The organism is Streptomyces sp. TLI_171, assembly GCF_003610255.1.
Taxonomy (GTDB): domain Bacteria; phylum Actinomycetota; class Actinomycetes; order Streptomycetales; family Streptomycetaceae; genus Kitasatospora.
This window is the reverse complement of record NZ_RAPS01000001.1, coordinates 7,304,794-7,318,984: the sequence shown is the minus strand read 5'-3', so window position 1 is coordinate 7,318,984 and position 14,191 is coordinate 7,304,794. Positions and strand designations below refer to the sequence as shown.

Here is a 14,191-nt window from a genome sequence, read left to right as displayed (position 1 = left end):
CGTACACCCGGTCGCGGCGGGCCCGACGGGTCGTCAGCCGGCGGCTGTGCGACGGCCCTTCGCCGGGCGGGGGCGGGGCGCGGCGGTGGTCGCCGAGACCAGCACCAGGAAGCTGCCGAGGGTGCAGAACAGGGCCGCGCCGCCGGTGAAGATCCGCACCTGGGCGCCGCGCATCCGGTCGTACTCGTCCCGGCCGAGCTCCACCCGCAGGTAGCGGGTGGAGCTGACGCTGTTGTCCCGCACCAGGTGGTAGTAGCCGGAGCCGTCCTTCCGGGCGTCGTCCGCACCGCTGCCGCTCGCCGTCCCGATGCCGATCAGGCACACCGCGACCAGGTAGCCCGCCAGCAGGCCGCGCGGCAGCAGCAGCACGTACCGGAGCAGGTCCCACCCGCTCCCCCGCCGCAGCAGCGGGGCCCGGACCCCGCGCACCAGCGCCGTCACGAACACCACCGCGGTCAGCCCGACCAGGGCCGCCCACAGCCACACCGGGGCGACCAGCCGCAGCGGCGGCAGCGTCGCGGCCAGGCACAGCAGATTGGCCGCGCAGAGCGCCCAGGCCAGCCCGAAGTGCGTCCGACGACTGCCCGTCAGTTCCCCCATGCCCGTCTCCCCCCGACCCCGGCGACGCACCGGCTCCGCGCAGCGTAGCGCTCGGCTCCGGCCGTGGCGGCGGGGGATCCCGGGGTGGGGCGGGTAGGCTGCGCGGCATGGCGTGCCGTATCAGTGAGTTGGTCCTGGACTGCGTGGATCCGGAACGGCTGGCGGTGTTCTGGGCCGGGGTGCTCGGCTACGTGGAGGTCGGGCGGGAGCCGGACGGCGGCATCGAACTCGGTCCGCCCGGCACCGGTTTCGGCGGCCCGCAGCCGACGCTGATCCTCAGCCCGAGCAGCGATCCGCGCCCGGCGAAGCTGCCGCTGCACCTGGACGTCAACCCCACCGACCGGGACCAGGACGCCGAGCTGGAGCGGCTGCTGGCGCTCGGTGCGCGCCCGGCCGACGTCGGGCAGACCGGCGAGGAGAACTGGCACGTGCTGCAGGACCCGGAGGGCAACGTGTTCTGCCTGCTGCACGCCCGGATCAGCCCGGTCGGACCGGGAACCGTTTAGGATCACCGCCCGAGCCCTCGTTCGAACGGTGTGTGCCCATGACCTCGCTGCTGCTGTCCCGCCGTGACCTGGACTTCCTGCTGTACGACTGGCTGGACGCGGGGGCGCTGACCGCCCGGGAGCGGTTCGCCGAGCACGACCGGGAGACCTTCGACGCGGTGCTGGACCTCGCCGAGGAGATCGCGGAGCGGCACTTCGCCCCGCACAACCGGCGCGGCGACCTGGAGGAGCCGCGCTTCGACGGCGAGCGGGTGCACCTGGTGCCGGAGGTGAAGGCGGCGCTGGAGGTGTTCGCCGCCTCCGGGCTGATGTCCGCCGCGATGGACCACGACCTGGGCGGCCAGCAGCTGCCCACGCTGGTGGCGAACGCCTGCATGGCCTGGTTCCACGCCGCGAACGTGGGCACCGCCGCGTACCCGTTCCTGACCGTGGCGAACGCCAACCTGCTGTCGGTGTACGGCACTCCGGAGCAGCGGGAGCGGCTGGTCCGGCCGCTGGCGGCGGGCCGGTTCTTCGGCACCATGTGCCTGTCGGAGCCGCAGGCGGGCTCCTCGCTGGCGGACGTCCGGACCCGGGCCGAGCCGCAGCCGGACGGCAGGTACCGGCTGTTCGGCACCAAGATGTGGATCTCGGGCGGCGACCACGAGTTGAGCGAGAACATCGTGCACCTGGTGCTGGCGCGCACGCCGGGCGCCCCGGCGGGGGTGAAGGGCCTGTCGCTGTTCGCGGTGCCCAAGTACCTGGTAGGGGCGGACGGTTCGCTCGGCGAGCGGAACGACGTGGTGCTGGCCGGGCTGAACCACAAGATGGGGTACCGGGGGACGGTCAACACCGTCCTGAACTTCGGCGAGGGCCGGCACCTGCCGGGCGGCGAGCCGGGCGCGGTCGGCGAGTTGGTGGGCGAGCTGCACCGCGGCCTGGCCTGCATGTTCCACATGATGAACGAGGCCCGGACGGGTGTCGGGCTGGGCGCGACGGCACTCGGCTACACCGGCTACCTGCACGCCGTGGAGTACGCGCGTTCCCGCCCGCAGGGCCGTCCGCCGACCGGCCGGGACGCGTCCGCGCCGCAGGTGCCGATCGTCGAGCACCCGGACGTGCGGCGCATGCTGCTGGCCCAGAAGTCGTACGTGGAGGGCGCGTTGGCGCTCAGCCTGTACTGCAGCCGACTGATCGACGAGCAGCGCACCGCGCCGGAGCCGGCCGCGCGGGAGGCGGCGGGGCGGCTGCTGGAGGTGTTGACTCCGGTCGCCAAGAGCTGGCCGTCGCAGTGGTGCCTGGCGGCGAACGATCTGGCGATCCAGGTGCACGGCGGGTACGGCTACACCCGGGACTATCCGGTGGAGCAGTTCTACCGGGACAACCGGCTGAACGCGATCCACGAGGGCACCCACGGCATCCAGGCCCTGGACCTGCTGGGCCGCAAGGTGGTCCAGGACGGCGGGGCGGGGCTGCGGGCGCTGCTCGGCGAGTTCGCCGCGACCTCCGCCCGGGCCCGCGAACTGGGCGGCGAGGCCGCCGGGTTCGCGGCGGCGCTGGACGCCGCGGCGGGCCGGATCGGGCGCACCACCGGCGCCCTGTGGGCGGGCGCCGACCCGGAGGCGGCGCTGCCGAACGCGGCCGTCTACCTGGAGGCGGTCGGCCATGTGGTGCTGGCCTGGATCTGGCTGGAGCAGTACCTGGCGCTGGGGCCCGGCGAGACCCCGTTCGAGCTGGGCAAGCGGCAGGCCGCCCGCTACTTCTTCCGGGTGGAACTCCCGCGCACCGGGCCGCAGTTCGATCTGCTGGACAGCCTGGACCGGACGGCCGCCGACACCGACCCCGACTGGTTCTGAGCCGCTCCCGCGGTCAGCCCTCCGCCGGGTCCGACAGCTCGTGGTCGTCGGGCTCGGCGGCGTCGCTGAGGCCCAGGCGCAGGTGCTCGATGTGGTAGACGGCCTGGTCGAGCAGGCCCGCCACGTGGTTGTCGTACAGCTCGTAGACCACGGAGCGGCCGTTGCGGCGGCCCACCACCAGGCCGAGGTTGCGCAGCAGGCGCAGCTGGTGCGAGCAGGCGGACTGCTCCAGGCCGACGGCGTGGGCGAGTTCGGTGGCGGCGCAGGGGCCTTCGCGCAGCCGGGAGAGGATCAGCAGCCGGGAGGGCGTGGCGAGGGCCTGGAGCGTGGTGGCGATCCGGGCGGCGCTGTCCGCGTCCAGCGGGGTGCGCGGGACGGCGTTCGCGGCGGTGACGGCTCCATGACCCATGCCGACCATCCTACAACCCATGCATGAATGAGCCTTCATATGTTCATGTATGGTGGGTTCGGTCGGCCCGTCCGCCGCGCCCAGTCCCGTTCCGCCCGACCGCCCGTAGGGGTCGATTCGCCATGTCCTCCACCCTGATCGAGCGGCCCGCGCCGCCGAGCACCCCGCGCCGCGCCGCCGCACCGCGCCGCCGCACCCGGCTGTTCGCGCTCCCCGAGGCCCGCTGGGCCGCCGCCGCGCTGCTGCTGTTCGCCCTCGCCCTGCCGCTGCAGCTGACGGGCGCCCCGGCCTGGCTGTGGGGCCCGCTGTACGCGGGCACCTACGCGGCCGGCGGCTGGGAGCCCGGCTGGGCCGGGCTGCGCGCGCTGTGCGAGAAGACCCTGGACGTGGACCTGCTGATGGTGGTCGCCGCACTCGGCGCCGCCGTCGTCGGCCAGGCGACCGACGGCGCGCTGCTGATCGTCATCTTCGCCGTCTCCGGCGCGTTGGAGGCACTCGCCACCGCCCGCACCGCCGACTCGGTCCGCGGCCTGCTCGACCTGGCACCCGCCACCGCCACCCGGCTGCTCCCCGACGGCGTCGAACGAACCGTCCCGGTCGAGGAGTTGACGGTCGGCGACACCGTCCTGGTACGGCCCGGCGAACGGATCGGCGCGGACGGGCGGGTACTCGACGGGGCGAGCGAGGTCGACCAGGCCTCGATCACCGGGGAGCCGCTGCCCGCCGCGAAGAACCCCGGGGACGAGGTGTTCGCCGGCACCCTGAACGGGACCGGCGCGCTGCGCGTCCGGGTCGAGCGGGACGCCGCCGGTTCGGTGATCGCCCGGATCGTGGCGATGGTCGAGGAAGCCTCCGGGACCAAGGCCCCCACCCAGCTGTTCATCGAGAAGGTCGAGCAGCGGTACTCGCTCGCCATGGTCGCCGCCACCCTCGCCGTGTTCGCCGTCCCGCTGGCCTTCGGCTCCGCCGTCACCGACGCACTGCTGCGCGCCATGACCTTCATGATCGTGGCCTCGCCGTGCGCGGTGGTGCTGGCCACCATGCCGCCGCTGCTGTCCGCGATCGCCAATGCCGGGCGACACGGCGTGCTGGTGAAGTCCGCGGCCGCGCTGGAGCGGCTGGGCCGCACCGCCGCAGTGGCCCTCGACAAGACCGGCACCCTCACCGAGGGCACCCCGCGGCTGACCGCCGTCCGCCCGCTGCCCGGCTCCGGCCTGACCGAGGATCGGCTGCTGGCGCTGGCCGCCGCCGCGGAACGCCCCAGCGAGCACCCGCTGGCCCGGGCCGTGCTGCGCGCCGCCCGCGAGCGCGCCCTGCCGCTCTCCCCCGCCACCGCCTTCACCGCCACCCCGGGCATCGGCGTCCGCGCCACCGTCGCCGGTCGCACCGTCACGGTCACCTCCCCCGCCGGCACGCCGGCCGCCCCGGCGGAGACGAGGGCGGGGGCCGCAGGCGAGGCAGACGCGGGGACGAAGGCGCCGGCGGGCGCAGACGCCGACATCAACGCGGCCGCGGAAGCGCACGCGGACGCGGACGCGAGGACGGACGCCGAGGCGACGGCACACACCCAGACCGACGCAGACGCAGTGGCACCCGCCGCGACCGACGCTGGGGTGAAGGCACACGCGGCGGCCGCCGAGTTGGAGCGCAGCGGCCACACCGCCGTGGTGGTGGCGCTCGACGGGATCCCGGTCGGCGTGCTCGGGCTGGCCGACCGGCTGCGGCCGGACGCCGCTGCCACCGTCGCGGCGATGCGCGAACTGACCGGTGCCGGGCCGGTGCTGCTCACCGGAGACAACCCGCGGGCCGCCGGCCGGGTGGCCGGCGAGGTCGGGATCACCGATGTCCGGGCCGGGTTGCTGCCGCAGCACAAGGTGGCCGCCGTGCGGGAGTTGGAGGCGTCCGGGCGGCCGGTGCTGATGGTCGGCGACGGCGTGAACGACGCGCCCGCGCTGGCCGCGGCGCACACCGGCGTGGCGATGGGCCGGGCCGGCTCCGACCTGGCCCTGGAGACCGCCGACGCGGTGGTCGTCCGCGACGAACTGTCCGCCGTGCCCGCCGTGGTGGCGCTCTCCCGCCGGGCCCGCCGCCTGGTGGTGCAGAACCTGGTGCTCGCCGCGACGTTCATCGCCGCGCTCGCCACCTGGGACCTGGTCGCCACCCTGCCGCTTCCGCTCGGCGTGCTCGGCCACGAGGGCTCCACGGTGCTGGTCGGGCTGAACGGGCTGCGGCTGCTGCGCGAGTCCGCCTGGCGCCGGGCCTCGGCCGGGATCGGCACTGCCACCCCGGTCCGGGGCGGGGCGGGCGCGGCGGTGGACGCGGTGGACGCCGGAGCGGTGCGGTGAGGCGCGCGGGCGACGGGAGGACCGGGGCGGTGGGTAGGGTGGTGCGGTCCGCCACCATGATCGTTCGAAGGGGCCGCCCCGTCATGCCGTCCGCCGCTCTCGGTTGCCCCGCACCGCAGTTCCGTCCGCAGCCGCGCCCCGGGGCCGTCCGGTGAGCCGCCGCACCCGCCGGGAGGCGGCCGCAGCGGTGCCCGCCCAGGGGGCGGCCGCGCGCTGCACCGTGACGGTCTGCCGGGGCTGCTGCTGCGGCACCGCGAAGATCCCGGGGATCGACCACGCGGCGCAGCTCGCCGAGCTGCGCACGGTCGTCGCCGACCTGGCCCAGGTCCGGCCCGTGCCGTGCCTGGACGCCTGCGAGCACGGCAATGTGATGGTGGTTCAGCCCTCCGCCGAGGGTCGCCGGGCCGGCGGCCGCCCGGTCTGGCTGGGGCTGGTCAACGACCGTGATGCCGCGGGCGACATAGCGGCCTGGATCGAGGCGGGCGGCCCCGGCCTGGCCGACCTCCCGCCGATCCTCGACCTGTACGCCTTCACGCCCTCCCGGCGGATCCGGCAGCAGTTGGAGGACTGACGGGCCGTCGGCCGGTACCGGAGGGACTGGCGCTCCGGGGTTCTGGATAGCTAGCATCCTGAATATGCGGACGAGTGAAGGCGTCGAGTGGGGCGTGCACTGCTGCCTCACCCTGACCTGGGTGGGCGGGGCCGAGCCGGTGCCCTCGGCGCGGCTGGCCGCGATGTTCGAGCTGTCGCCGACGTACCTCAACAAGGTGCTGCAGCGCCTCACCCGGGCGGGCCTGTTGACGTCCACCCCCGGCCCGCGCGGCGGCGTCCGGCTGGCCCGCGGGCCGGAGCGGATCACCATGATGGACGTGGTGGCCGCCGTCGAGGGCCCCGACCCGTTGTTCGCGTGCGCCGAGATCCGACAGCAGGGCGCGTCCGCCGAGGGGGCCGGCCCGCGCGAGTTCGCGCAGCCGTGCGGCGTCGCCACCGCGATGCGCCGCGCCGAGCTGGCCTGGCGGCGCGAACTCACCCGGCAGACCGTCGCCGACCTGGCGGCGGCCACCCCGGCGGCCTCCGTGGCCCGCGTCCGGGCCAACTACGCCCGCCTCGCCGGCACCGCCTGAGCCGCCCCGGCCGCCCCAGCCGCCCGCCGCATCTGAACGGTCCGAACTGGCCGTCGCCCGGCCCGCTGCGCCAATTCTGGACATCAGACATCCCGAATACCTCTCCCGAGGAGCCGCCCCCGTGCCCCGCCCCCTGACTGCCCCCGCTCCGACCGGCACCGCCCACGGCCTGCGCCCGGCCGCCGTGCTCGCGCTCGGCACCTTCGCCGTCGGCACCGACGCCTTCGTCACGGCCGGGTTCCTGCCCGCCGTCGCGGCCTCACTGCACGTGTCGACGGCGGCGGCGGGCCAGTCGGTCAGCCTGTTCGCCGCCGGGTACGCGCTCGCCTCTCCGTTGCTCGCCGTCGCCACCGCCCGGCTGCCGCGCCGCACCCTGCTGGTGGCGGCGCTGCTGGTGCTCGCGGTCGCCAACGCGCTGACCGCGCTCGCACCGAACTACCCGACGCTGCTCGCCGGTCGGCTGCTGGCGGCGCTCGGCGCGGCCGCGTTCACCCCGACCGCGGGCGCGGCGGCCGCCACCGTGGTCCGGCCCGAACTGCGCGGCCGGGCGCTGGCGGTGGTGATCGGCGGCCTGACGGCGGCGACGGCGCTCGGGGTGCCGCTCGGCCGGGTGGCCGCCGTCGGCCTGGGCTGGCGGGCAGCGCTCGGCGCGGTGGCCGCACTGACAGCGGTGTGCGCGCTCACGGTCCGCCTGACGCTGCCTCGACTTCCGGGCACCGCGCCGGTCTCGCTGCGCACCAGGGCGGCGGCGCTGCGCCGCCCCGGCGTGCTGCGCGTCCTGCCGCTGACGGTGCTCGGGATGGCCGCCTGCTACCTGCCGTACTCGTACAGCGTCCCGATGCTGGCGGCGGTCGGGGTGTCGGGACGGGCGGCCGTGGTGGCGGCGCTGCTGCTCTACGGGGCGGGCGCGGTGGTCGGCAACGCGCTGGCCGGGCGGTGGACGGACCGGGTCGGGCCGGTGCCGGTGCTGACGGCGGGCTACCTGCTGATGGCGGCTGCGTTCACGGTCCTGGCGGCGCTGGCGGCCGAGCAGGTGCACGGGGCGGCGGCCTTCGCGGTGGCGCTGCCGGTGTTCGGGTGGGGTGCGAGCAGCTGGTGCCAGACCCCGCCGCAGCAGCACCGGCTGCTGGCGGCCGCGCCGGAGCAGGGCCCGCTGGTGGTGTCGCTGAACGCCTCCGCCATCTACCTGGGCATCGGTGCGGGCAGTGTGCTGGGCGGGTTGGCGCTGCCGCTCGGCGCGGCCGCGGTGTTCGCGCTCGCGGCGCTCCCGGCGGCGGCCGCCGCGCTCTGGATGCACCGCACCGCCGAGCGCCCCGCGCCCACCGGAGCGGCTACATCCACATGAACGGCTGGCCGGCCAGCGAAGCGGCGTAGCGGGTGCTGTCGGTGAGCACCCCGTCGGGCCCGTTGCCGGTGCGCTGGTCGGCGTACCGGGAGACGGTCAGCGTGATGTGGTGGCCGACCAGGTCGACCCGGGTCGCGGCCATCGGCTTGACCCCCTCGGCGGGGGCGAACAGCCCGTCCGGGTAGGTGAATTCGAAGGCGGCAGCGTGGTCGCGGACGGCTTGCACGGCCTTGGCTGCCGCGGCCGCGTCGGCGAACCGGAGCACCGTGACGCTGGTGATCACGGCCGGGTCGGTGCGGGTGAGCGCGATGCCAAGCCACCCCTTGCAGTCCAGGGCGTCCAGGACGTCGTGGGCCTTGTCGCGCTGCACCGCGAGGCAGTCCGCGCCGTCCCGGGCGGCCGTCCGGTGCGCCCGGTAGGCCTCCAAGTCGTAGGCGCGCTGGACCGGGAAGTACCGCTCGGCGTTGAAGGACTGGGACTCCGTCAGCGGCGGCGCGGGCTGACCCGGCAGCACCGCGGCGGCCGTCCCGCTGCCGCTCGGCGTCGCCCCCGGCGTGCCGTCCTTGTGGTGCGGCGTGGCGACCACCCAGACCCCGCCGGCGGCGAGGACCGCGACGACACCCCACAGCGCGGCCAGGCGCCGCCGCTCGCCGACGGCCCGGTGCCCCGCCGGCGGGCGTGGTTCGCCCGCGGGTGCGTCCTGCTGGATGGTCATGGCGCAGATTGTAAGCATCTGATCGGACGGTGTTGCCGCCGGGTCGGACGTGCAAGCACGGCGGGTCAGGACTGATCACCACGGTCCGCCCGCCCCGCCCCGGACGAGGCACCCCGGCCCCGGACCGGAGGGCGCCCGGTCGGCACGCGTGGCCCGGCCCGTGGCCGGGCGGGCGACCGGGGACGGCGTTGGTGGGGCGGCGCAGGACGGTGCGCGGCGCACGACGGTGGGCGGCGCAGCGACGGTCGCGCTGACCGCCCTGCCGGGCGCCTGCACCACGGTCCACACCCCGCCCGCACCGGCAGGACCGTCCCCGCCTCCTCCTCCGTCTCCGTCGTGGTCCTCAGCTCGGCCGGTACAGGGCGCGGCCGAGCCGGCGGCCCAGCAGCAGGTGGCCGAGCAGGGCGCCCGCGGTGTTCAGGACGACGTCGTCGACGTCGAAGGCCCGGCCGACCACCAGGAACCCCTGGGCGGCCTCCACGGTCACCATGACCAGCGCGGTCAGCGCGGTCGCGGCCAGCACGCTCCGCATCCTGGGGAACAGCACCGGCAGCAGTACCCCGAACGGCGCGCCCAACAGGACGTTCCCGCCGACCTGTTGGATCGCCGCCCGGACGGCGGGCTGGTCCAGGTAGCCCCGCAGCGACGCCCCGAGCCGGAAGTTGGGGTGCACCAGGTTCCGGGCGGCCGGCTCCGGCACCAGCGTCACCCGGGCCAGCGCCACCGCGAACACCACCGTCAGCACCAGCCCGGCCAGCAGGATCAGGCTGCGCACCACGGTGGCCAGCAGACCGCCCCGGCGCAGGAACGGCGCCCTGGACCCGCCGGCCTTCCGGGTCTCCGCCTCGGGCGCTTCGACCGGCTTCGCACCCTTCGGCGTCGCGTCCGCCTTGGGCGGCCTGGACGCCCTCGCCGCCTTCCCGGCACTCGCCGCCTTCCCGCTGCCCGCGGCCTTGCCGGTGCTCGTCGCCTTCGGGGCGCCCAGGGCGTTCACGGCCCGCACCGGCGCCGCCGGCTTCGACGGCTGCTCCGGACTCGCGCCGTCCCCGCTGTTCGCGCTCTCATCGGTCCTCGCGGTCCTCACCTGTCTCCTGTTCCTCGCCACGGTCGGGGTCGCCGGACCGCGTCCTTCGTCCGGCTGCCGCGGGCTCCGTCGCCCGCCCGCCGCTGCCGCCGGTCCGCGCTCGGCGCCTGCCGAGTCGGCTCGCTGTCCGCCCACCGCCGCCCCCTTCACCGCACCGGCTCCGGTGCGCACTCCCGCCGAATACCCAGCCCCGGCGACGTCACTCACCCGGCCCGCACAGCCCCTGCCGGGAGCTCTCCGTTCAGCCATTGATGGCCCGTCAGGACCGCCGTACGATGCCGATCATGGATTCCTCCGGAAACCCGGCCGCCCCGGACCGCGACGCGCACCTGGCCCAGGACCGGGAGTTCGCCGCCCGGGCGCTGCCCGGGGCGATGGCGATGCAGCGCAGGGCGTGGGCGCGGGGCGAGCGCGGTGGGCTGGCCGAGCACGTCGAGGTGGCGGGGCCGGACCGAGTGCCGGTGCGGATCCGGGTGCGGTGGCTGGGCACCGGCGATCCGACCCTCGACGGGCGCGGCGACTCGCCGTGGGTCCTGAAGGGGAACGCCGATCCGATCGGCCTGTTCGCCGTGGTCATGCTGGTGGTCGGGATCGTCATGGGCGTCGCCGTGGCGTGCCAGTGGCTGGCCCTGGAGCTGACGGGCCGGCCGCACTGGGCGGTGACGGCCGCCGTCGGCACGGCGCCGGCCACCGCGGTGGTCGTCCTCCGCAGCCGCCGCGCCAGGGCGGCCGCCGTGGCCGCCGCCGAGCTGGCCGACCGGGTGGCCCGGGAGGGCTCGGAAGCAGTCGGCCCCCGTCCCGCCTGACCGCCCGCCGGCGACCCCCGCCGTTCGGCAGCCTGGACGGGGGTCAGGACGTCGGTCGGATCATGACCGTCAGCTCCGGCGAAACCGCCGACGCCGGTTGCGAGTTGAACGGGGTGTAGCCCCAGCTTTCGTACAGTCGACGCACCTTGCCGTCGCCCGCCAGCGGGTTGACCATCAGCATGACCCGGCTCTCGGCGCGGCCCGCCAGCAGCGCGTCGTGCATCCGCCGCGCCGCACCCGTCCCCCGCCAGGGTGCGCGGACGCCGATCTCCTTGATCGCCAGCACGGGCGTGGCGGTGAAGCCGTCCGGCAGGGGCTCGGCCATCCGCTGCCAGTACCGGTCGTCGGCCTCGACGGTGTTGCCGTAGGCGTAGCCGATCGGCGCGGCGCCGTCGAAGCCGAGCACGAGTGCGAAGCCGGCGTCCGCGAGGTGCCGGTCGAGGCGGTCGGTGAAGGCCTCGACCCGGTAGTTCGGTTCGTGGAGCAGGGGCGCCCGCACCTCGGCGTACACGTCCAGCAGCGCCCGCCGGGTCTCCGGCGCCAGGGCGGTGAAGTGGCGGAACTCCACGGTCATCCGGGGTCCTCCTCCTGTCGTGGGTGTGGTTCCGCGCCGCCCGCGGAGGGGCCGACGGGGCGTCAGGCACGGCCGGTAGTGCGTGCCACTACGTTGTGTGAGGAATGTCTCCAGCACCCGCAGGGCCCCTGCCGGGGCCCCTAGGGCGGTGTCTGCGCAGGTCAGACGGTTACTTGTGACAACCCGCACACTCCGCTTGCGATCTTCTGGTGTGTTCCCTCTGGCGAATACCGAGGCCGCCCGGGCAGGATCGGGCCCATGGACCTCCTCGACATCCTCACCGACAAGGGCCTTCGCCGGGAACTGCCCACCCGGGAGGAGGCGCTGGCCGTTCTGGCCACCACCGACGACCAACTGCTGGACGTGGTCGCGGCCGCCGGCCGGGTGCGCCGCCAGTGGTTCGGCCGCCGGGTGAAGCTCAACTACCTGGTGAACCTGAAGAGCGGGCTGTGCCCGGAGGACTGCTCGTACTGTTCGCAGCGCCTCGGTTCGAAGGCGGAGATCCTCAAGTACACCTGGCTGAAGCCGGACCAGGCCGCGGAGGCGGCCGCGGCGGGTGTCGCGGGCGGCGCGAAGCGGGTCTGCCTGGTGGCCAGCGGGCGCGGGCCGACGGACCGTGACATCGACCGGGTGGCCGACACCATCGCGGCGATCAAGGACGCGGACGAGACCGTCGAGGTGTGCGCCTGCCTGGGCCTGCTGTCGGACAATCAGGCGGAGCGCCTGAAGGCGGCCGGCGCGGACGCGTACAACCACAACCTGAACACCTCCGAGAGCACCTACGGCGAGATCACCACCACCCACACCTACGCGGACCGGGTGGACACCGTCACCAAGGCGCACGGCGCCGGCCTGTCGGCCTGCTCGGGCCTGATCGCGGGCATGGGCGAGAGCGACGCGGACCTGGTCGACGTGGCGTTCGCGCTGCGCGAGCTGGACCCGGACTCGGTGCCGGTGAACTTCCTGATCCCGTTCGAGGGCACCCCGCTGGCGGAGGAGTGGAACCTCACTCCGCAGCGCTGCCTGCGCATCCTGGCGATGGTCCGGTTCGTCTGCCCGGACATCGAGGTGCGGATCGCCGGCGGCCGCGAGGTGCACCTGCGGTCGATGCAGCCGCTCGGCCTGCACATCGCCAACTCGATCTTCCTGGGCGACTACCTGACCAGCGAGGGCCAGGCCGGCCAGGCCGACCTCGACATGATCAAGGACGCCGGCTTCGAGGTGGAGGGCGCCGACCAGACCACCCTGCCCGGCCACCGCGTGCACGCGGGCGGCGGCTGCGGCTCCGCGGCGGCCTCCTCCCCCTGCGGCGGCCACGCCTCCGCGGGCGAGGACGCGCACGGCGCGGGCGGTTGCGGGACGGGCGCGTGCGGCCCGTGCGGCGGTCACGCCGCCGCCCCGCAGGAGCAGGACGCGGACGCGGTCGCCGAGGCCGACGAGGCACGCACCGACCTGGTGCGGGTGCGCCGTCGCGGTGCGGGCACCGAGCTGGCCCCGAACGCCTGATGGGCCCGGTGGACGCCGCTCAGCTGCTCGACCTGGACCGGGCACACGTCTGGCACCCGTACGGTCCGATGCCGGGCACGGTCCGGCCGTTCCTGGTCGAGTCGGCCGCGGGCGTGCGCCTGCGGCTGGCCGAACCGGTCGGCGGGCACGACGAGTTGATCGACGGCATGTCGTCCTGGTGGGCGGCGATCCACGGGTACCGGCACCCCGAGCTGGACGCCGCCGTGCGCGGGCAGCTCGACTCGATGAGCCATGTCATGTTCGGCGGCCTGACGCACCGTCCGGCCGTCGAACTGGCGTCCCGGCTGGTGGAGTTGACGCCGGAGCCGCTGCAGCACGTGTTCCTCGCCGACTCCGGTTCGGTGTCGGTCGAGGTCGCGTTGAAGATGTGCCTGCAGTACTGGCAGTCGGTCGGCCGCCCGGAGAAGCGGCGGGTGCTGACCTGGCGCGGCGGCTACCACGGCGACACCTTCCACCCGATGTCGGTGTGCGACCCCGAGGGCGGGATGCACCAGCTGTGGGGCGGGGTGCTGCCCCGGCAGCTGTTCGCCGCCGAGCCGCCCGCCGGGTACGACGCGCCGGCCGACCCGGAGTACGTGGCGCACCTGGCCGATCTGATCGAGCGTCACGCGGGCGAGCTGGCCGCGGTGATCGTCGAGCCGGTGGTGCAGGGCGCGGGCGGAATGCGCTTCCACTCCCCCGATTACCTGACCGCCCTGCGCGAGCTGTGTGACGCGCACGACGTGCTGCTGGTCTTCGACGAGATCGCCACCGGCTTCGGCCGCACCGGCGAGCTCTTCGCCGCCGACCACGCCGGCGTCTCGCCCGACGTGATGTGCCTCGGCAAGGCGCTGACCGGCGGCTACCTCACCATGGCCGCCACGCTGTGCACCTCCCGGATCGCCGAGGGCATCTCGCGCGGCGAGGTCCCGGTGCTGGCGCACGGGCCGACGTTCATGGGCAACCCGCTGGCCGCCGCCGTCGCCAACGCCTCGATCGACCTGCTGCTGCGGCAGGACTGGCGCACCGAGGTCAAGCGCCTGGAGTCCACCCTGCACACCGCGCTGGCCCCGTGCGCGCAGCAGCCGGGGGTCGCGGACGTGCGGGTGCTCGGCGCGATCGGCGTGGTCCAGCTCGCGGCGCCCGTGGACATGGCGGCGGCGACGGCCGCCGCCGCCGAGCACGGGGTGTGGCTGCGGCCGTTCCGCGACCTGATCTACACCATGCCGCCGTACATCTCCACGGACCGGGACGTCGCCGCGATCGGCCGGGCGGTCACCGCCGCTGCCGTCGCCTCCGCTGCCGCCTCCGCCTCCTGATCCACCGTCAACTCTCGTTCTGG

Annotated in this window: 14 protein-coding genes; 9 read left to right on the top strand and 5 right to left on the bottom strand. The window is 75.3% G+C overall.

Features of this window, described 5'->3' with window-relative positions; genetic code table 11:
- Positions 1-33: 33 nt before the first annotated feature.
- A complete protein-coding gene (locus BX266_RS32590; protein ID WP_099905797.1) occupies positions 34-600 on the bottom strand; it encodes a hypothetical protein in 567 nt (188 codons plus the stop codon).
- Between the two features lie 107 nt (positions 601-707).
- On the opposite strand from BX266_RS32590, the gene BX266_RS32585 reads away from it, so the two are divergent.
- Complete coding sequence (locus BX266_RS32585) at positions 708-1,106, top strand: VOC family protein (RefSeq protein ID WP_099905795.1); 399 nt, start codon at positions 708-710, stop codon at positions 1,104-1,106.
- Between the two features lie 38 nt (positions 1,107-1,144).
- Positions 1,145-2,941 (top strand): acyl-CoA dehydrogenase, encoded by a 1,797-nt coding sequence (locus BX266_RS32580; RefSeq protein ID WP_099905793.1) that lies wholly within the window; start codon positions 1,145-1,147, stop codon positions 2,939-2,941.
- Between the two features lie 13 nt (positions 2,942-2,954).
- On the opposite strand, the gene BX266_RS32575 is transcribed toward BX266_RS32580, so the two are convergent.
- Positions 2,955-3,350, bottom strand: coding sequence for a helix-turn-helix transcriptional regulator (locus tag BX266_RS32575; protein WP_099905791.1), 396 nt, complete (start codon positions 3,348-3,350; stop codon positions 2,955-2,957).
- Between the two features lie 122 nt (positions 3,351-3,472).
- Here BX266_RS32575 and BX266_RS32570 point away from each other — a divergent pair, with 122 nt between their 5' ends.
- The 4 genes from BX266_RS32570 (at position 3,473) to BX266_RS32555 (ending at position 8,164) form a co-directional block, all read left to right on the top strand.
- Positions 3,473-5,695 carry a heavy metal translocating P-type ATPase gene (locus tag BX266_RS32570; protein ID WP_099905789.1) on the top strand — a complete coding sequence of 741 codons (2,223 nt, stop codon included), beginning with the start codon at positions 3,473-3,475 and terminating at the stop codon, positions 5,693-5,695.
- A gap of 151 nt (positions 5,696-5,846) precedes the next feature.
- A complete protein-coding gene (locus tag BX266_RS32565; RefSeq protein ID WP_099905787.1) occupies positions 5,847-6,266 on the top strand; it encodes a hypothetical protein in 420 nt (139 codons plus the stop codon).
- Between the two features lie 64 nt (positions 6,267-6,330).
- On the top strand, positions 6,331-6,819 hold the full coding sequence (locus BX266_RS32560; protein ID WP_099905785.1) for an Rrf2 family transcriptional regulator: 489 nt from the start codon (positions 6,331-6,333) through the stop codon (positions 6,817-6,819).
- Positions 6,820-6,940: 121 nt separating this feature from the next.
- Entirely contained in the window at positions 6,941-8,164 is a 1,224-nt protein-coding gene (locus BX266_RS32555; RefSeq protein WP_099905783.1) for an MFS transporter, read from the top strand.
- Here BX266_RS32555 and BX266_RS32550 read toward each other — a convergent pair.
- On the bottom strand, positions 8,151-8,879 hold the full coding sequence (locus tag BX266_RS32550) for a hypothetical protein (RefSeq protein WP_099905781.1): 729 nt from the start codon (positions 8,877-8,879) through the stop codon (positions 8,151-8,153). The genes BX266_RS32555 and BX266_RS32550 overlap by 14 nt on opposite strands.
- Before the next feature lie 343 nt (positions 8,880-9,222).
- Positions 9,223-9,963: a VanZ family protein gene (locus BX266_RS40995; RefSeq protein WP_310794820.1), complete on the bottom strand. Its 741-nt coding sequence runs from the start codon at positions 9,961-9,963 to the stop codon at positions 9,223-9,225.
- Between the two features lie 284 nt (positions 9,964-10,247).
- On the opposite strand from BX266_RS40995, the gene BX266_RS32540 reads away from it, so the two are divergent.
- On the top strand, positions 10,248-10,769 hold the full coding sequence (locus BX266_RS32540; protein ID WP_143687048.1) for a hypothetical protein: 522 nt from the start codon (positions 10,248-10,250) through the stop codon (positions 10,767-10,769).
- Positions 10,770-10,812: 43 nt separating this feature from the next.
- On the opposite strand, the gene BX266_RS32535 is transcribed toward BX266_RS32540, so the two are convergent.
- A complete protein-coding gene (locus BX266_RS32535) occupies positions 10,813-11,343 on the bottom strand; it encodes a GNAT family N-acetyltransferase (RefSeq protein WP_099905777.1) in 531 nt (176 codons plus the stop codon).
- 258 nt (positions 11,344-11,601) lie between these two features.
- On the opposite strand from BX266_RS32535, the gene bioB reads away from it, so the two are divergent.
- Positions 11,602-12,849, top strand: coding sequence for a biotin synthase BioB (gene bioB / locus BX266_RS32530; RefSeq protein WP_099905775.1), 1,248 nt, complete (start codon positions 11,602-11,604; stop codon positions 12,847-12,849).
- On the top strand, positions 12,849-14,168 hold the full coding sequence (locus BX266_RS32525) for an adenosylmethionine--8-amino-7-oxononanoate transaminase (RefSeq protein ID WP_180290697.1): 1,320 nt from the start codon (positions 12,849-12,851) through the stop codon (positions 14,166-14,168). Before bioB ends, BX266_RS32525 begins: the two co-directional genes overlap by 1 nt.
- Positions 14,169-14,191 lie beyond the last annotated feature (23 nt).